We start from the raw sequence: 19853 nt of genomic DNA on the forward strand, positions 1-19853 counted from the left end.
AAAGGCTTGTCTTAAGGAGAAAAAATTTATAATATGCCTGCATCCTAGGTGTATAGCTCAGTTGGTTAGAGCGCTACGTTGACATCGTAGAGGTCTCCAGTTCGAGTCTGGATATACCTACCAAGATTCCCAAAAGCCCATTCTTTGAATGGGCTTTTTTTATTGCCTTATAAAAATATGTTAATTTTTATTTCATTCATATTTCCGCCACGACTGAACTAAATATTAAATATAAGAGCATCCTCTTCAAAGCATTCATAAGAGGAGAGACGGTATTTGCAAATACTCTTAACACCAAAATCAAAGCTTTCATAAAGCTTAAGATTTAAATTAAGTTTAAAGTATTGATCAGCAAATTGTTTAAATTATGGCTCGTCTTTTATTCCGATCTAAATAAATTTAAAGCATAATCAAAGGGGTTTATTCTGTTTTTAGACTTAATGCAGGATGCATAAATGAAGTATTCATTTATACAGCAGGCTTTCACTGGTCCCGTTGATGTCGTAGGGGATATTCATGGTGAGATTGCCGCGCTGGAACAACTAATCGGGGTATTGGGATATGACCGGCATGGCCGCCATCCGGAACAGCGAAAACTGATTTTTGTCGGTGATCTGTGTGATCGGGGGCAAGACAGTATTGCGGTGATTAAACGGATTAAACAGTTGGTAGATCAAGGCTATGCACAATGTGTGATTGGCAATCATGAACTCAACCTTTTAACCAATACATTGCGAGAAGGCAATGGCTGGTTTTTTGGTTCACCACATCAGGATGATATTCAATCTTTTGAATCGATCCGAGCTTCAGCTACGGATCGACAATGGATTCTGGATTTTTTAAATAGCTTACCGGTGGCATTGGAATCGGATCAGCTGCGTGTTGTGCATGCATGCTGGCATCAGCCATCAATTGATCAGTTACATAGTTCTAGTTTTTCTTCGCTTGGAGAAGCGTATGATTATTTTGTCCAGCGCACAGCATTAGATCTGCAAACTTTAGGTATCAATGCATTAATTCAGAAAGAACAACTACGCTATCAACATCAGTTTAAAGACCCAGCTGCAAGCTTGCCATTACTTCCACATCTCGCAGAAAAAGAGCTGCGTGAGCAAATGCAGAATCCTGTTCGGGTCATTACTTCCGGTGCGGAAAAGATCGCCTTAGAACCCATCTATGCCGGTGGAAGGTGGCGAATGATCGACCGTGTGCCATGGTGGGACAGTTATACAGATCAAATTCCAGTAGTGACTGGACATTATTGGCGGAACTTTAAAACTACTGAAGAAAAAACCGGTTTATTTGAATCGATTGATGCATTGCAATGGTACGGACAGCAAAAAAACGTATTTTGTGTGGACTATTCGGTGGATAAACGTTATCTCGATCGTCAACAGGGAGTTGCATTCAGACATCGACTTGGCGCCTTAAGATTTCCAGAAAATATCCTGAGTTTTGAAGATGGCACTCAGTATTCAGTTCAACGCTTCTGAGAAAAGACCAAGAATATAAGTTCTGATTAGCAATTTTCTGATATAAAAAAAGCAGCTTTTCTGGCCGCTTTTTTCATAAAGTCTAGGTTTTATTCTGCTTCGATAATTTCATAATCATGGGTAATTTCAACCCCACCATCAGACAGCATTTTACTGGCAGAGCAATATTTTTCAGCAGAAAGTTCTACGGCTTTTGCCACCTGTTTTTCTTTAATGGCTTTGCCGGTGACGACAAAATGTAAATGAATTTTCGTGAAAACTGCCGGAATTGTATCCGCTCGTTCAGCCTTTAATTCGCAACGCACATCGATAATGTCCTGGCGGGCTTTCTTTAAAATAGTGACAATATCAAAAGATGCACAACCACCCAGACCGGTTAAAAGCAGTTCCATTGGACGGGGGCCACGGTTTTCACCGCCGTATTCCGCTGAGCCATCCATGATAACTGTATGACCACTTTGAGTTTTTGCTTCAAAAGCAACATTCTCTAACCAATGAACGCTTGTTTGCATTGCAACTACCTAAAAAAAGCTATAAATTTGTCAAGTAACTGTACACTAACATAAATTGGGTTGATACGGAATTTCAATCCTACTGTGTGACAAGTTCACATTAGGTCTTGTGCGATCTATAAATTATCCATAATCGGAACCGTAAGCATGACTTCAAACTTTTCACAATTAAGCACTGATGCGCTTTCTCCGGGGCAATTACCTGAATCCGTGAAAGCGCTGTTAAAACGTGCATATATTAATCGTTATCCAAAACGTACTACGATCATTGATGCAGGATCAGAATCTAAATCTTTGTATTTAATTCTGAAGGGGTCTGTATCTATTATTCTTCGTGAAGATGATGATCGTGAAATTGTCGTTGCATATTTAAATCCAGGGGACTTCTTTGGGGAAATGGGCCTATTCGAGGTAAATCCACAACGTACTGCGGAAGTTCGTACCCGCGATGTGTGTGAAATTGCCGAAATTACCTATGAAAACTTTCATGAAATTAGCAAGCAATATCCTGATCTGAGCTATGCAGTATTTGCTCAGCTGGTACGCCGCCTGAAAAATACCACACGTAAAGTGACTGATCTGGCGTTTATTGATGTTTCAGGCCGTATTGCCCGTTGCCTGATTGACCTGTCTTCCCAGCCTGAAGCGATGATTTTGCCGAATGGCCGTCAGATCCGTATCACCCGTCAGGAAATTGGCCGTATTGTTGGCTGTTCCCGCGAAATGGTGGGGCGTGTACTCAAGACTCTTGAAGAGCAGGGCATGATTGAAACTGATGGTAAAGCCATTTTGATTTTTGACGTTTCTCTGGACGCAGAGCCTGAGACCGTCACAGCCGGCGCCATCAACGAATAATCCAGATAAAAAAAGCAAATCTCCGGATTTGCTTTTTTTATCGTTATTAGCCAATGCATAAAAATTTAGAACAAGCTTCTCAGAAAAGATGATTTAAGTCACCTCTATAATTTCGATAGGCTATAAGCCCACTTGATATCAATTCACTGAATAAAATTCACAGGAAGTTTTTATGCAATTCAGACCATTGGCGGATACTGGCATTCTTTTACCAGAAATTTGTTTGGGCACTATGACCTTTGGTGAACAGAACACGCAAGAACAGGCTTTTCAACAACTGGATTATGCTCTGGATCAGGGACTGTATTTCTGGGATACCGCAGAAATGTATCCTGTTCCGCCTAAACCTGAAACACAAGGTGCCACCGAGCGCATCATTGGGAACTGGATAGCTTCCCGCGGTGGCCGTGACAAACTTTTTTTAGCTTCAAAAATTGCTGGACCTTCACAAGGCGGTAGCCATATCCGTGATGGAAAAACCCGGTTTGTTACAGATGAAATTTCAGCAGCGATTGACCAGTCATTGTCGCGCCTGCAAACGGACTATATTGATATGTATCAATTACATTGGCCGCAACGTCCAACCAATTTCTTTGGCAAGCTGGGTTATGGCAATGCTGAAGCGGCAGAAGATCGTGCAGTGACCGATCTTGAAGAAACCCTGATCGCCTTGCAGGATGAAATTAAAAATGGCCGTATCCGTTATATTGGGCTTTCCAATGAAACCCCGTGGGGTACGATGAAATTTCTGCATCTGGCAGAAAAACTGGGTCTAAGTAAATTTGTCAGTGTACAAAATCCCTATAATCTGCTGAACCGTACTTATGAAATCGGCATGTCAGAAATTGCCCGATATGAAGGTGTGGGCTTATTGGCATATTCACCTCTGGCATTTGGTTATCTGACCGGCAAATTCCGTCATGGTGCGCGTCCTGCAAATGCGCGGGTAACATTGTTCTCGCGCTTTAGTCGCTATAGTAATCCGGAAAGTGAATGGGCGACCGAGCAATATGCCCAGCTGGCAGAACAGCATGGTTTAAGTCTCACTCAATTGTCTTTGGCCTTTATCAAGCAGCAGTTCTTCGTGACCAGTACCATTATTGGCGCGACCAACCTGGATCAGCTCAAAGAAAATATTCAGGCATTTGAAATTGATCTGTCGGACGATGTCCTTAAAGGTATTGACGATATTCACCGCCAGCAGCCGAATCCCGCACCTTAAATAAAATACCCTCGAAATGAGGGTATTTTATTAGCCTAGGCTTGAGCTGAACTTTAAATAAAATAATTTGAATTATTACTCTTGAAAACCACTAGAACTATACCAATATTATTACTGATATTTGTCTCATAATATAAATTAAGTTTTTGAAAAATATATATAAATGAATTGAATTTTTTAGCGCTCGTCCCCATATATTTTTCAAATAGAATATTTGTGCTGAGGAATAACAAGAATGCGTTTTGAAAAATTTACCAATCGCTTACAGCAAACTCTTTCTGATGCCCAATCGTTGGCAATGAGCAGGGATCATACCTCTATTGAGGGGATTCATATCTTGGCTACCTTGATGGATGAAGCCTCCAATGTCAGCTTGCTGCAACAGGCCGGAGCGAATCTGCGGGAGCTGCAAACCAAACTGGAAACAGCACTCAGTGATGCTGCAACGCTGACCAATCCGTCCGCAGATATTAATCTCAGTCCTGAAGCGGCAAAAGTTTTACATCTGGCAGACAGTTATGCCCAAAAAGCCGGAGATGAATTCCTTTCAACAGACTGGGTGCTGTTGGCACTGGCAGAAACAGGAAATACCAAAAAATTATTAAACAGTGCTGGAGTAAAGGCAGAAACTTTACGTCAGATTATCAATCAATTTCGAGGTGATGAAAAAGTCATGAGCAATAATCATGAAGATCAGCGTGATTCACTGAATAAGTACACCATCGATTTAACTGAACGTGCTTTGGCAGGCAAGCTTGACCCTGTGATTGGACGTGATGATGAAATCCGCCGTACCATTCAGGTCTTGTCACGCCGTACTAAAAATAACCCGGTACTCATTGGTGAGCCAGGGGTGGGTAAAACGGCAATTGTCGAAGGTCTGGCACAGCGTATTATCAATGGTGAAGTACCTGAAGGACTCAAAGGCAAGCGTGTTTTATCGCTAGATCTGGGTTCTTTGTTGGCCGGTGCAAAATACCGCGGCGAGTTTGAAGAACGCTTAAAAGCCGTTCTAAAAGATATTGCCAAACATGAAGGCGAAGTCATCCTGTTTATTGACGAATTGCATACGCTGGTGGGTGCCGGTAAAAGTGATGGTGCGATGGATGCCGGCAATATGCTGAAACCTGCATTGGCACGTGGTGAATTGCGCTGTGTAGGTGCGACGACTCTGGATGAATACCGTAAGTATATTGAAAAAGATGCTGCCCTTGAGCGCCGTTTCCAAAAAGTGCTGGTGGATGAACCGAGCGTGGAAGACACGATCGCCATTCTCCGTGGTCTGAAAGATCGTTATGCAACGCATCATGGTGTACAAATTCTGGATTCTGCGATTATTGCAGCGGCAAAAATGTCACATCGTTATATTACCGATCGCCAGTTGCCCGATAAAGCCATTGACCTGATTGATGAAGCGGCATCCCGTATTAAAATGGAACTAGATTCCAAACCTGAAGCTTTAGATAAACTGGAACGCCGTCTGATTCAATTGAAAATGCAGCTTGAAGCCGTGAAAAAAGATGAGGATAGCGGTGCCAAAGGCGAGATCAAGCATCTGACCCAACAGATTGAAACGGTCGAGAAAGAGTACCAGGATCTGGAAGAAATCTGGCGTGCAGATAAAGCCTTGGTGGCAGGCAATAAAGATATCCAGGTCAAGCTGGATCAGGCACGTATAGCGCTGGACAAGGCACAGCGTGAAGGTGATCTGGCGGAAGCAGCACGTTATCAGTATGGCGTGATTCCCGAATTGCAAAAGCAGCTAGAGCGCATTGAAGCGGCTGAGGAAAGCGAGTCGCCAAAACTGTTGCGTGACAAGGTCACCGAGAATGAAATTGCGGAAGTCGTCAGTGCGGCAACCGGTATTCCTGTCGCGAAGATGCTGCAAGGCGAACGTGACAAATTGCTGCATATGGAAGAATTTCTTCATAAACGTGTAGTGGGTCAAGATGAAGCCGTGGTGGCCGTATCCAATGCTGTGCGACGTTCACGTGCTGGCCTGTCTGATCCTAACCGGCCAAGTGGTTCATTTCTGTTCCTTGGACCGACAGGTGTGGGTAAAACAGAATTGACCAAAGCCTTGGCAAACTTCCTGTTTGATAGTGACGATGCCATGATCCGGATCGACATGTCCGAATTTATGGAAAAACACTCGGTAAGCCGTCTGGTCGGTGCACCTCCAGGTTATGTGGGCTATGAAGAAGGCGGGGTACTTACCGAAGCCGTGCGCCGTAAACCATATAGCGTACTCTTATTCGATGAAGTCGAAAAAGCGCATCCAGATGTGTTTAACATCCTGCTACAAGTGCTGGATGATGGTCGTTTGACTGACTCCCAAGGCCGTGTAGTCGATTTTAAAAATACCGTGATTGTGATGACTTCGAATCTGGGTTCACAAGACGTTCGTGAGTTAGGCGAAGGCGCAACACGCGAGGAAGTTCGTACAGTGGTGATGAATGCGGTATCTGAGCATTTCCGTCCGGAATTTATTAACCGTATTGATGAAATTGTCGTATTCCATGCACTAGATAAAGACCAGATTCGTGGTATTGCCGATATTCAGCTGGACCGTTTACGTCAACGCTTGGCCGAACGGGATATGCGCTTGTCGGTAGATGATACTGCCTTTGAGCAATTGATTGAGGTCGGTTTTGATCCGCTCTATGGTGCACGTCCACTGAAACGCGCGATCCAGCAACGTATTGAAAATGGGCTGGCTCAGAAAATTCTAGCAGGAGAATTCCAGCCGGGTGATACGATTCTGGTCAAAGCTGAACATGGAGAGCTGGTTTTTGAGAAAATGAAACTCAGTTAAGTCTCGATCCAGTTTATATGTTCCATAAAAAGACCCAGTTCAATTGAACTGGGTCTTTTATTTTTGACTGGATTTTTTAGCCCCAATCAAGCATTAATTATACTTGAGGATGGGTGATTTTCCAGGCGCGGTGAATCTTTTGATTACGCTTGAAATCTGGCCCAATGGTTTCCTGGGTAATTTCTTCGACATCATAGAACGCCAGAATTTCTTCATCCATCTCAAAGCCGCGATAGTTATTGGAGAAGTACAGGGTACCATCACTGGTTAAACGGTTCATGGCGCGCTTCAGCAAGGATAAATGGTCACGCTGTATATCAAAGGTACCGTAGAATTTCTTCGAGTTCGAGAACGTTGGCGGATCAATAAAGATCAGCTCATATTGTTCATGACCTTCTTTCAGCCATTCAAAACAGTCAGATGCAAAGAACTGGTGCTGTTCATCAGGATGATCTACCGTTAAGCCGTTCAGAACAAAGTTTTCTTTCGACCAGTTTAAGTAGGTATTTGAAAGATCGACACTGGTCGTACTCGCAGCACCGCCCAGAGCAGCATGTAAACTTGCTGTTGAGGTATAGCTATACAGGTTCAGGAAGTGTTTGCCTTTCGCCTCTTTAGCAATACGTAAACGCATTTGACGGTGATCCAGGAACAGACCGGTATCCAGATAGTCTGTCAGGTTGACCAGAATCTTGGCTTTGCCTTCTTGAACGATAAAACGTTTAGACGCAGTACTTTGCTTGGTGTACTGGTTCTTACCTTCCTGACGTGAACGGGTCTTGATAAAGATCGCATCACGGCCTAAACCGGTAACCGCACGAATCGCTTGCAGTGCCAGATTAAAACGTTTCTTGGCTTTTTCAGGATCAATGGTTTTAGGTGGCGCATATTCTTGTACATGCAAACGCTCGCCATACAAATCTACTGCGACATTAAAATCAGGTAAGTCTGCATCGTACAGACGTAAACAATGGATCTGTTCCTTGACTGCCCATTTTTTTAGAGCTTGCATGTTTTTGGTTAGACGGTTGGCAAACTCCATTGCTCCTTCAATCGCTTCAAACTGCTGGGGCTGCCATGTTTCTAAAAATGGACGCACTACCGCAGCCGGTTTAACCGTACCGAAGCGGATATAAATCGGCAATTTACCATTCATCAAGCGCAGGATTTGCGGATCATTGAAAGCCAGCACATCGGCCTGTTCCACTTGCGATGCAATCACCGCTGCTTTTTGATTCGGGAAATTCTTTTGCAGTAAAGCTGATAAACCGAGGTATAAAGAACGGTTGTGAGCTTTATCGCCGAGACGTTCACCATAAGGCGGATTCGTCACGAAGAATACTTTCTTACCTTCCGCATGGAAATCCGGCCAGTCATTTAAAGTACGCTCTTCGATCATGATATTGTCGAGAGCAGTTTCAAAACCCGCTGCGATGATATTTTGACGTGTTGCTTTTACTGCTTCCCAGTCCGCATCGAAGGCATAGAATTGAGGTAATGGATTTTCCATTGCCGCTTGGTGGCGTTCAGCTGCTTCTGCCTTGATGCTCATCCAGAGTTCATGGTCATGACCATTCCAGCCATTAAAACCGAAACGACGTACCAGACCAGGCGCACGGTCAGTCAAAATCATCAGTGATTCGATAATAAATGTACCTGAACCACACATTGGATCGACAATGATGTCCGGATTAATCTGTTTGAGTTGACCTTTTTGCAGAATCGCAGCAGCCAGGTTTTCCTTGATTGGCGCATCGGTCATAAAGTGGCGATACCCACGTTTATGTAATGAATCGCCAGACAAGTCCAGGCAGTAAGTATGTTCTTTCTTGCCTGCCAGAATATACATGGTAATTTCTGGCTGTTTGGTGTCGATGCTTGGGCGTTTGCCCACAGCTTCCATGAATGAATCTACGACACCATCTTTGGCACGTAAAGTTGCAAACTGGGTATTCACCTTGATATCACGTTCGACATGCAGTCGGATGGCAAATGTACTTTGTGGTGCAAAAATAAGCGACCAGTCAAAGCTGATTGCACCTTCATATAGCTCTTCTGCTACATCACGGGCATCGTGAGAAAACTCAATTTCATGCGTGTGGATCGGCAGCAATACACGTGAAGCCAGGCGTGACCACATGCAAATACGATAAGCATTTTCCAGGGTGCCGTTAAAGATTAAACGGCCTGGAAAACGCTCAATATTCTGAACACCTAAGCCTTGTAGTTCTTCTTCTAATAAGGTTTCCAGACCATCGGCACAGGTGACCCAGTAATTGCTTAAACGTGGAGAGGTATTCATATAATAGAGAGACCAAAAAAGATAAATAAAAAACTGCGCTAAGTTTACCGTATTTTTAAATTGAAAGCTTTTTCTTTTCTCTGAAAGGCCGCGCCATGTAATAGAGAAAATAATATTCACGTTATAAATCGATGAACTGGTACGCATTTTGCTCTACTTAAATCGGACAAGGCTGTTACTCGATGGGGAGCGATGACAGCCTTGTACCTAATTTTATGCTGAGGGACATCCAATGCTAGACAACCAAGTTACACAACCATGACGCTTTTTCAGTGGCCACTTTAATTTATGCACGTTTAAGGCGGGTTTCGGGTCGGGTGATTGATGCACTGTATCTGGCAGAGAACCTGGACTATGCCCGGCATGTGATTCAACTGGCAGAGCAGACCCAAGATCCGGATTTGAGTCATCTGGTCAAGCGCCTGAAAAGTGTATTGAATATTGCTGAAACAGGAGAGGATTCACAAGCAGAATCTGTGAACCCGATCCATCAGGATGGACTGATCTTGGTCGAACCGGACGAAGAAGATATCTACCGTGCACAGGTGTCACATCGGTATATTGGTGCGCTGCGTTAACGCTGTGCTATGGGTGTGAATGTGCCAGACTGAAGCACCCGTCTGTTTTGCACTTAAAATCAGCAGGATGCAAATTGGGTTAAATTATCTTATTGAAAAAATACATAGGAATTTCAATTTCTATTTTTATTATCCAGCTGGTTTTTATACAAGTGGCCCTGCTGCCAACTATTAAGACTCGCCAATCTCTGTATAATATGTTGACTTAACGCATAAGGAATCTCTCATGCACTTGGCGGCATTGCATACACCGAGCCAGATTCAACTCAATAAAGAAGGTAATCTAAAACACTTCTTGACCATCGAAGGTCTTTCCAAAGAAACTCTTACAAAAATATTGGACACAGCGCAGTCCTTTTTTAATGACCAAAATCAGCTCATCACCAATAATTTGCTGGAAGGCAAAACGGTCATGAACCTGTTCTTCGAAAACTCTACCCGTACCCGCACCACCTTTGAAGCCGCTGCCAAGCGTCTTTCTGCCAACGTTCTCAATATTGATATTGCCCGTTCAAGTACTTCTAAAGGTGAAACCCTGCGTGACACGTTATGGAATCTGGAAGCCATGGCGGCCGATATTTTCGTGGTACGTCATTCATCTTCAGGGGCAGCACATTTTATTGCCAAGGATGTCTGTCCAACGGTGGCAATTATTAATGCCGGTGATGGGCGTCATGCGCATCCGACTCAAGCGATGCTGGACATGCTTACTATTCGCCGGGAAACCAATAAAAAATTTGAAGAGATGTCCATTGCCATTATTGGTGATATCAAACATTCGCGTGTCGCGCGTTCAGATGTGGCCGCCTTGCAAACATTAGGCTGCAAAGATATCCGGGTGGTTGCACCGAATACTTTACTGCCATTGGGCTTTGAAGAATATGGCGATGACGTTCGTCTATTTAACAATATGGAAGACGGCATCAAAGATTGCGACGTGATTATTACGCTGCGTATTCAAAATGAGCGTATTGATTCTCCAGCACTTGCATCGCAAGCCGAATTTTACAAAATGTATGGCTTGAATAAGGAACGTCTGGCCATGGCCAAACCGGATTGTATCGTAATGCATCCGGGACCAATGAACCGTGGAGTTGAAATCGACTCCAGTATTGCCGATGGTCCGCAATCTGTGATTTTGAAGCAGGTGACCAATGGCATTGCAGTGCGTATGGCGGTGTTGGCTCTATCGATGCAGGGCCAACTTCAGGAACAGGGTTTGATTGAAGCGATTTCGGGTTAAGGAATAAGTCATGACTATTGTAAAAATTGAAAATGTCCGTGTTCTTGATCCGATCCAAAACACTGATTCTATCCAGACCGTGTATCTGGAAAATGGCAAATTCGTTACGGAAACGTCTCAAGTCTCTGAAACCATTGATGGTCAAGGCAAATGGTTAATGCCTACCATGGTCGATCTGTGCGCGCGTTTACGTGAACCAGGCCAGCAGCAACACGGCACACTCAAGTCAGAAGGCAAGGCGGCACGTGAAAATGGTATTTTACACGTGTTCACTCCACCAGATTCAAAGCCGATCGTACAAGACAATGGCGCCCTGATTCATGGTCTGGTTGAAAAAGCCATGCTGGATGGTGGTATCTATCTGGAAGTGATTGGCGCACAAACTCAGGGATTGAAAGGCAATCAGCCTGCAAACATGGCCGGTTTGAAAAAAGGTGGTTGTACTGCTGTGTCCAATGCCAACGCGCCTTTTGCCAATGATGACGTGGTACTGCGTACCCTGGAATATGCTGCAGGTTTAAACCTGACCGTGGTGTTCTATGCAGAAGAACCGCAAATTGCTAAAGACGGCTGTGTGCATGAAGGCTTTATTGCTTCACGTCAGGGCTTGCCAATGATTCCCGCACTGGCTGAAACCGTGGCGATTGCCAAATACCTGTTGATGGTTGAAGTGACCAAGGTGAGTGCGCATTTTGGTCTCTTGTCTTGCGGCGCTTCGGTGGAGTTGATCCGGATTGCCAAGGAAAAAGGCTTGCCGGTGACCTGTGATGTGGCAATGCATCAGTTACACCTGACCGATGCCTTGATTGATGGTTTTAATTCACTGGCACATGTACGTCCACCATTGCGTGCGGAACAAGATAAAGAACTGCTGCGCCAAGGCGTAAAATCTGGTGTGATTGATGCGATTTGTACCCATCATGAACCGCTAAGCAGCTCTGCTAAAATGGCGCCATTTGCAGAAACGCAGCCAGGCTTTACTGCTTTTGATACCTATGTGCCTTTTGGTCTACAATTGATTCGTGAAGGATTATTAAGTCCATTGGAATGGGTAGAAAAAGTGACTCTGGCTCCGGCACGTGTTGCACAAATGGCAGAGCGCTGGGTTAATGAAGCAGGCTGGGTGCTTGTAGATCCAGAACTGGAATGGACCTTAAGCAAAGAAAGCATCGTGTCGCAAGGTAAAAATACCCCCTTAATTAATCAAAAAGTGCTAGGTAAAGTTGTCAGAACCTATATCGCTTAAATGATACAACTTTCATAAAAGTCAGCTTCGGCTGACTTTTTTATTTCTGTAAATTCTGTTTCTGTAAAATGAGTACTCAATAAAAATAGTGAAACGTTATGATATTCATACAATTATTTACATTTTCAAAAAATAGGGATCGTTACACTGGTTAAATATTAAACATTAGAAAAATCAAAATAATGGTGACTATTATGCATATAGACTTTATGGAACGCTTAAAAAGCGATGTTACAGCGATTGTGCTTCAAGGTGAAACCGAGCATTTATTTGCCAAAGATCAAGCTCTGGCTCAATTCTATCCGGTATTTTTAAGTATATTGCGTGCCCGGCCGGCCTGGATTGATAATCTTAGCCAGCAACTCAATCCCAAAATCCATGAATTATTCAATGCAAATCCGGCATTAAAGCAAGAGTTTCTGGATCAACTTGATCAGAGCGCGCCGCAAGAAGAAATAGAACAGACCCTGAATCGGTCAATTGTACCGACCATGAGTTTTTTACAGACTGAAGCAGGTGCTTCAAGTCCAGAAGCCATTAGCCACTTGCTGGAAACCCATGCCGATTCGATCCAGCGCGCATTACCTGTCTGGGCTGGACCTATTCTCGCAGCGCTTGGTGTTTCACCATTGGCTGGGCACAGTTTAAATCAGGAACCTGTGCTCGAACCAGAACCCGTCATTGTGGTTCAGGAAGAGAGAAAAAAAGGTTTTTTATGGCCATTTATTATTTTTCTGATCCTGGCGGCTTTGATCCTGTTTTTCGTTCGTAGCTGTATGCAGGAGGATGCTGAAGATTCGGCAAACACTCAGGCGACCAGTGAAGTTGCCACAGCCCAACCCGCCTCTTTACAATTGAGTACCGGCAATAATGGTGAAATTATAAGTTGCCAGATAGGGCTGGATAATCCGCAATATATGGAAATTCTGCAAAACGAGATTAAACAGATCTTTAACTATAATATTGGTTGCGGTGCGTTGAGCAGTGACGTTTATCATTCAGAATTTGTTGATCAGGATACGATTCCATCGGTTTTGAAAGCAATTCAAGGAATGCCAAATGTGTCACTTGACTGGGTTGGTAATCAGGTTTTAGTGCGTGCAGCAACGAATGCAGAAGCCGAGCGTCTGGCAGCACAAATTCGCAGTCTGGCGAAAAATGTCACAGTCGTTACCCAACAACCTCTAAATAGTAATGAAGTGATTAATACTGCCAATAACGAAGCAGAACAAGCCTTGGCCGGTATCAAGACGGATAATGTGAAAGCGCTGGATGTAGCGACTGCACTGAATTTACAGATCATCAATTTTGATACGGCATCTAGCGAAGTTCCAGAGGTAAATAAATTGGTGCTGGATCAGGCCGCTGCACTATTGCAACAAGCGCCTTATGTCATTCTGAAAGTCAAAGGGCATGCCGATGCTCAAGGCAGCGAAGCAGCGAATCAGGTACTGTCTGAACAGCGTGCCCAAGCGGTGACCAGCTACCTTGTTGAACAAGGGGTCGATCCTGCACAATTACAGGCAGTTGGAATGGGTGAGGCTCAACCAGTTGAACCCAATGCGACGCCTGACGGACAGTTTCAGAACCGACGTGTAACATTTGAAGTGGTAAATACTGAAACTGGTACTGTGCGTGAAGTCGATAGTGACGGCGTGGTTGAAAAGAAAGTAAACTAAGCTGACTGTTAAATTAAAAAAGGACGAATCTTCGTCCTTTTTTATTTGTATCAATTTAAGAAAATACTGGTGGGCTATAGGTTAAGGTTCGTCCCAGGAACCAGAGCAGGAACAGCACCAGTGGGATATGGAAAACCAGTTGGGTCACGGTAAAACCAATCACATCTTTGGCTTTTAGCTTTAAGATGCCCAGCATCGGCAGCATAAAGAAAGGATTAATCAGATTGGGGAGGGCTTCTGCTGCATTATAAATCTGTATCGACCAGCCTAGGTGTACTTTCAGATCATGCGCAGCCTGCATCACATAAGGTGCTTCAATAATCCATTTACCGCCGCCGGAAGGTATGAAGAAACCCAGGATTGCCGAATATAAGCCCATCACAATGGCAAAGGTTTCTTTCGAGGCAATCGAAACGAAAAATTCAGCAATATAATGTGACAACGACAGATCGGCAGAGTTCAGCGCATTGGTCATCATAAAGGCAATACTGCCATATAGCGGAAACTGGATCAGTACGCCTGAAATAGCCGGTACAGCCTTGGATACCGCATTCAGGAAATTTCGTGGTGTACCGTGTAAGGCCACGCCTAAAATGAGGAAGATAAAGTTATAGGTATTTAAACTGGAAATGGCCAGAATCGGATTGCTTTTGGAAAACTCATTAAACATCCAGACTGCACCCAGAATCACAATCATAATGCTTAAGATCGGTGAATTTTCCAGCCAGTCACCTGGTCGTTTTTCGGTAGGTACTTCCGGTTTTTCTTCTTCAATCTGAATTGGAAAGTGTTCAATGGTTTTAATAGCTGAACCTTTGGGTGCTGACCAGTAGGCAATCGCGATAGAAGCCACAATCAGCACCGCAGTCATGATCATAGACTGTGGCAGAAAAATAGTTTCGGTAAAGGGAATTACCCCGGTCAGATTATAAATCGGTTCAGGCAGACTGGATTTATTGGCCTGTAACTGTGCGGCAGAGGAACTGATGCCCAGTGCCCAGGTGGCGCCCATCCCGATAATCGCTGCTGCTGCGGCAGCACGGTAATCCATGTTGAGTTCTTTACGTTGTGCCAGGGCAATCACTAGAAGTGCAGTCAGTACGGTACTCATGGCCCAGTTAATCAGGGAAATTAACAGGCTGACTGTAGCGACCAGCACAATCGCACCACGTCCTGAATGCGGCAGGCGCGCCATTTTCTGAATCAGAAGTTGAATCGGTTTGGACACCGAGACCACATAACCGACCACAATCAGCATGCACATCTGCAAGGTAAAGGGAATCAGGCTCCAGAATCCATCACCAAAGGAAATCGCGACATCCTGTGCCGGTGCACCGATTCCGATTGCTGCAATTGCAACAATGATGACGCCCAGTAGGGCAAAAATATAAGAATCAGGGAACCATTTTTCTGACCAGTCGCTGACGCGTAAGGCGAAGCGCTGCAAGATATTTTGTTGAGTTTGCATCATTAAAATCCATTTATTCTGCTTTTATTGTTTTTGAGATGAAGCATCGATAAGCTAAAAAGTAGCCCTTAAAACGCTTGGTTTTTAAGGGCTGGTTGGATTAAGCCGCGTTACGGAGTAATGCTACGCCTGTGACTTTCTGGATTTCCTCAAAACTGACATCGGGTGCCAGCTCAATCAGCCGAATCCCGTCAGAAGTGACATCTAGTACTCCCAGATCAGTAATAATGCGGTTGACCACTGCCTGGCCGGTCAGCGGCAGGCTACACTGCGGGACAATTTTAGCTGTGCCATCTTTAGCGCAATGTTCCATCAAGACCACGACTTTCTGCACGCCGGCGACCAGATCCATGGCACCGCCCATACCTTTGACTTTTTTACCCGGAATCATCCAGTTGGCCAGATCGCCATTTTCAGACACTTCCATGGCACCCAGAATGGCGATATTGACATGACCGCCACGGATCATGGCAAATGAGTCGGCACTGGAAAAGAAAGAAGCGCCTTTACGGGCAGTTACGGTCTGTTTGCCGGCATTAATCAGGTCGGCATCAACGGTTTCCGCAGTCGGAAATTCGCCAATACCGAGCAAGCCATTTTCGGACTGCAACCAGACGTTGATGTTCTCTGGAATGTAGTTAGCAACCAGCGTTGGCAGGCCAATGCCCAAATTGACATAGAAACCATCTTCAAGCTCTTGTGCGGCGCGCTGCGCCATTTGATTACGTGTCCAAGCCATGATCAAGCCTCCGCCTTTAAGGTCATTTGTTCAATACGTTTTTCCGGTTGGGTATTTAAGACAATTCGATTCACATAAATACCGGGTAGGTGAATTTCATCGGGATCCAGTTCACCAATCTCGACAATTTCTTCTACTTCCACAACGGTGACTTTGCCGGCCATGGCACATACTGGATTAAAGTTCTGCGCAGTTTTGCGGAAAATCAGATTGCCGGCTTTATCGGCTTTATAAGCTTTGACTAAGGCGACATCGGCAGTAAGGGATTCTTCTAAAATATATTCTTTGCCATTAAACGCACGAACATCTTTCCCATCAGCAATGACGGTTCCTACACCAGTCGCAGTATAAAATGCTGGAATACCTGCGCCGCCAGCACGTAGTTTTTCAGCCAAAGTCCCTTGTGGAGTCAGTTCGACTTCCAGTTCACCATTTAAATATTGACGTTCGAATTCTTTATTTTCACCCACATAAGAGGAAATCATTTTTTTAATCTGTTTGCTTTCCAGCAATAGCCCCAGGCCAAAACCATCAACGCCGGCATTGTTGGAAATACAGGTTAGTTGCTTAGCGCCTGTTTTTTTTAAAGCTGCGATCAAAGCTTCCGGAATACCGCATAAGCCAAAACCGCCCACCGCAAGGGTATGTCCATCTTGCACAATACCGTTTAAGGCAGCTTGAGCGCTGTCATAGACCTTGTTTGACATCTTGTCACCTCTATTTTTTTATGTATCGCAGAGCTGAGCTGCGTGTTATATATCCCTATGGTGCTTGAGTCGATTTTGCTCAAGCAGGCTTATTTTTTAAGCACCGATTGTTTGCCAATAGGCATTGGCATAATTAGATGGATTACTGCGCTCTAAGACTGCGCCAATATTACGGCTGGCCTGCATTAAGGCATCCAGTTGAATACCAGTTTCATAGCCCATTTTCGACAGCAGATAATACAAATCTTCAGTCGAGACATTGCCTGAAGCGCCTTTGGCATAAGGACAGCCCCCGAGACCAGCAATCGATGAATCAAATATGCGAATGCCTTGTAGCAGTGACTGGTAAATATTGGCGATGGCCATGCCATAGGTATTATGGAAATGACCTGCCAAGACTTTGGCATCTATCTGATCCAAGCAAGCATCCCAAACTTTTTGCACCCGATCCGGCGTTGCTGTACCAATAGTTTCGCCCAACGACACTTCATAGCAGCCCATATCCAGTAAACGCTGGGTGACTTTTAACACCTGCTGCGGATCAATTGCACCTTCATAAGGGCAGTCCACCATACACGAGACATAACCCCGAACTCGAACCTTATGGGCTTTGGCGGCTGCCATCACATCGGCAAACTTCTCAAAGCTTTCATCAATTGAACAGTTGATGTTTTTTTTGGTAAAGCTTTCAGAAGCTGCGGTAAAAACAGCAACTTCTTTGCAACCCACCGCCAAAGCGGCTTCAAAACCTTTTAAGTTGGGTGTTAACAAACTGAATTGGATATTTGGATCTTGGGGCAAGCTGGCAAACAAGGCATCACTGTCGGCCATTTGCGGTACCCATTTGGCCGAGACACAGGAGCCGACTTCAATCGCCTGTAAGCCGGTTTTCATCAGGTCCAGAATCAGATTTTTTCGATCATCTAGAGTTAAAGGTGTTTTTTCATTTTGCAGGCCATCCCGTGGCCCGACTTCTACAATTTTGACGAAATCAGTCATGCAACTTCCTCCGTCAGTGGCTGAAACTCAACCAGCTCATCACCGGCTTTGACTTGGTCACCTTTCTGGAAATATGAACTTGCGATGATGCCGTCATGCGGTGCACGTATCGAGTATTCAATCTTCATGGCTTCCAGCGTCATCAGTACATCGTCTTTTTTGACTTTGTCATTCGCCGCTACCAGTACTTGTGTAATCACACCTGGCATGGGTGCAGTCAGGTTATTTTCTGCCCCTTGATCATCATGCTGATGATAATCCGGCTTGATGTAATCGAATTTATGCGTCTGACCATTCTGGAACAGGGTAATACCATGTTCAGTTTGGCTAAAGGCCAGTTTTTGCTGTTTGCCCGCCAGTTGTAACGCTAAAGTATGCGCATCAATGAACTGGCCTTGGAGCTGAATCTGCTGACCGTTGTAGTGGGCGACAAAGCCCTGATCCTGAGCACTAAACTGAACGTTAAGCGTAATACCATTACGTTGTAATTGCACGGTATATGCATTTTGCAGATTCAGGCGCCAAAATGACTTCTGCTGCCAGACTGAATTGTTCGTAACCGGGTTTTGAGCTTGGCGTGCCAGCAGCTCAATCAGTGCAGCACTCACCACCAAATCTGAATTAATATCAGTAGAAGGCTTTAACAAGAATTCCTCTTCACGTTGAATCAGGCCGGTATCCAAATGTGCATTTTTAAAAGAATCACAGAGAACTAAACGATCCAGGAAGGCAATATTGTTACCTAGACCATCGACATGGAAATGGCCTAGTGCATGATGCATTTGGGTTAGAGCAGCTTCACGATTTTTGCCCCAGACAATCAGTTTGGCAATCATCGGATCATAATAGGTGCTGATTTCATCGCCTTCGACAATGCCACTATCAACACGTACCCAGTCACTCTGCTCTGGATAGTGTAAATAGCTGATCTGGCCAATCGCCGGTATAAAGCCTTTTTCTGGTTCTTCTGCATAAACACGAGCTTCAAGTGCATGACCGTGAATCTGTAATTCATGTTGCTGTTTCGGTAGAGGTTCACCAAAAGCCACCCGTAATTGCCATTCTACCAGGTCTTCACCGGTAATCATTTCGGTGACCGGGTGCTCAACCTGCAAGCGGGTGTTCATTTCCATGAAATAGGCAGTACCGTCCTGTTCCACAATAAACTCTACGGTGCCAGCACCGACATAATCTACTGCACGTGCAGCATCAATCGCAGCCTGACGCATCGCTTCAAGTTTGTGCTCAGGCATATTCGGGGCTGGGGCTTCTTCCATGACTTTCTGATGGCGACGTTGCACCGAGCAATCACGCTCAAAGAAGTGTACATAGTTGCCGTGAGTATCACCAAAAACCTGCACTTCAATATGGCGTGGCTGAATCACATAGCGTTCAATCAGTACATCTTCATTGCCGAAGCTGGAACGTGCTTCACTCTTGCATGAAGCAAGCGAGCTAAGAAAATCTTCACTGCGCTCCACCAGACGCATGCCTTTACCACCACCGCCAGCACTGGCTTTGATCAGCACGGGATAACCAATACTGTCTGCTTGTTGCTTTAAAAAATCTGCATCCTGATTGCTGCCGTGATAACCCGGAGTTAAAGGCACACCGGCTTTTTCCATCAGCGTTTTAGAGGTGGCTTTAAGACCCATCGCCAAAATGGCTTCGACTGGAGGACCAATAAAGACAATATTGTTGTCCTGACAGGCCAGGGCAAACTGGTCATTTTCAGAGAGGAAGCCATAACCTGGATGAATTGCCTGTGCACCTGTACTTTTGGCTGCCTGAATAATACGTTCAATTTGCAAATAGCTTTGTGCTGCTGGCGATTCACCAATATAGATCGCTTCATCTGCCAGTTTGACATGCTGTGCCTGAGCATCGGCATCGGAATACACCGCAACGGTGGCAATACCTAATTTTTTTGCTGTACGAATTACACGGCAGGCAATTTCACCACGGTTGGCGATTAAAATCTTTTCAAACATAGTA

General features: G+C 44.7%; 15 protein-coding genes and 1 tRNA gene. 9 read left to right on the plus strand and 7 right to left on the minus strand.

The features are described 5' to 3' along the window. Window positions 1–46 precede the first annotated feature (46 nt). Window positions 47–123 (plus strand) — tRNA-Val (locus KUG37_RS08775). 332 nt (window positions 124–455) lie between these two features. Then, complete coding sequence (locus KUG37_RS08780) at window positions 456–1493, plus strand: metallophosphoesterase (protein WP_216934362.1); 1038 nt, start codon at window positions 456–458, stop codon at window positions 1491–1493. Between the two features lie 89 nt (window positions 1494–1582). Here the strand turns inward: KUG37_RS08780 and KUG37_RS08785 are convergent, their stop codons facing one another. After that, entirely contained in the window at window positions 1583–2005 is a 423-nt protein-coding gene (locus KUG37_RS08785) for an OsmC family protein (RefSeq protein ID WP_216934360.1), read from the minus strand. Between the two features lie 147 nt (window positions 2006–2152). Here KUG37_RS08785 and crp point away from each other — a divergent pair, with 147 nt between their 5' ends. The 3 genes from crp (at window position 2153) to clpB (ending at window position 6897) form a co-directional block, all read left to right on the plus strand. Next, window positions 2153–2860, plus strand: a complete 708-nt coding sequence (gene crp / locus KUG37_RS08790) for a cAMP-activated global transcriptional regulator CRP (RefSeq protein ID WP_216934358.1) — start codon at window positions 2153–2155, stop codon at window positions 2858–2860. Window positions 2861–3032: 172 nt separating this feature from the next. Beyond that, complete coding sequence (locus tag KUG37_RS08795) at window positions 3033–4082, plus strand: NADP(H)-dependent aldo-keto reductase (protein ID WP_216934355.1); 1050 nt, start codon at window positions 3033–3035, stop codon at window positions 4080–4082. A 235-nt stretch (window positions 4083–4317) separates the two neighbouring features. After that, window positions 4318–6897, plus strand: a complete 2580-nt coding sequence (gene clpB, locus KUG37_RS08800; RefSeq protein ID WP_216934353.1) for an ATP-dependent chaperone ClpB — start codon at window positions 4318–4320, stop codon at window positions 6895–6897. A 97-nt stretch (window positions 6898–6994) separates the two neighbouring features. On the opposite strand, the gene rlmKL is transcribed toward clpB, so the two are convergent. After that, complete coding sequence (rlmKL, locus tag KUG37_RS08805) at window positions 6995–9199, minus strand: bifunctional 23S rRNA (guanine(2069)-N(7))-methyltransferase RlmK/23S rRNA (guanine(2445)-N(2))-methyltransferase RlmL (protein WP_216934351.1); 2205 nt, start codon at window positions 9197–9199, stop codon at window positions 6995–6997. 272 nt (window positions 9200–9471) lie between these two features. Between rlmKL and KUG37_RS08810 the strand changes: the two genes are divergently transcribed. From KUG37_RS08810 to KUG37_RS08825, 4 genes are all read left to right on the plus strand, one after another. After that, entirely contained in the window at window positions 9472–9777 is a 306-nt protein-coding gene (locus tag KUG37_RS08810; protein WP_216934349.1) for a hypothetical protein, read from the plus strand. Window positions 9778–10003: 226 nt separating this feature from the next. Then, window positions 10004–11020: an aspartate carbamoyltransferase catalytic subunit gene (locus tag KUG37_RS08815; RefSeq protein WP_216934347.1), complete on the plus strand. Its 1017-nt coding sequence runs from the start codon at window positions 10004–10006 to the stop codon at window positions 11018–11020. 10 nt (window positions 11021–11030) lie between these two features. Beyond that, complete coding sequence (locus KUG37_RS08820; RefSeq protein WP_216934345.1) at window positions 11031–12266, plus strand: dihydroorotase; 1236 nt, start codon at window positions 11031–11033, stop codon at window positions 12264–12266. Between the two features lie 182 nt (window positions 12267–12448). Next, entirely contained in the window at window positions 12449–13945 is a 1497-nt protein-coding gene (locus KUG37_RS08825; protein WP_216934342.1) for an OmpA family protein, read from the plus strand. 55 nt (window positions 13946–14000) lie between these two features. Here KUG37_RS08825 and KUG37_RS08830 read toward each other — a convergent pair whose 3' ends face one another. The 5 genes from KUG37_RS08830 to KUG37_RS08850 all read right to left on the minus strand — a co-directional run bounded on the left by KUG37_RS08830 (window position 14001) and on the right by KUG37_RS08850 (window position 19849). After that, window positions 14001–15413 (minus strand): short-chain fatty acid transporter, encoded by a 1413-nt coding sequence (locus KUG37_RS08830; RefSeq protein ID WP_216934340.1) that lies wholly within the window; start codon window positions 15411–15413, stop codon window positions 14001–14003. 100 nt (window positions 15414–15513) lie between these two features. Then, window positions 15514–16152: a CoA transferase subunit B gene (locus tag KUG37_RS08835; RefSeq protein ID WP_216934339.1), complete on the minus strand. Its 639-nt coding sequence runs from the start codon at window positions 16150–16152 to the stop codon at window positions 15514–15516. A 2-nt stretch (window positions 16153–16154) separates the two neighbouring features. Then, window positions 16155–16859: a CoA transferase subunit A gene (locus tag KUG37_RS08840; protein WP_216934336.1), complete on the minus strand. Its 705-nt coding sequence runs from the start codon at window positions 16857–16859 to the stop codon at window positions 16155–16157. Between the two features lie 96 nt (window positions 16860–16955). Then, window positions 16956–17858, minus strand: a complete 903-nt coding sequence (locus KUG37_RS08845; RefSeq protein WP_216934334.1) for a hydroxymethylglutaryl-CoA lyase — start codon at window positions 17856–17858, stop codon at window positions 16956–16958. Next, the gene (locus KUG37_RS08850; RefSeq protein WP_216934332.1) at window positions 17855–19849 is read right to left on the minus strand and encodes an acetyl/propionyl/methylcrotonyl-CoA carboxylase subunit alpha; all 1995 of its coding nucleotides are present in this window, start codon (window positions 19847–19849) and stop codon (window positions 17855–17857) included. The genes KUG37_RS08845 and KUG37_RS08850 overlap by 4 nt, the downstream gene beginning before the upstream one ends. Window positions 19850–19853: the final 4 nt, after the last annotated feature.

This window comes from Acinetobacter sp. BY419, from assembly GCF_019038395.1.
Taxonomy (GTDB): domain Bacteria; phylum Pseudomonadota; class Gammaproteobacteria; order Pseudomonadales; family Moraxellaceae; genus Acinetobacter.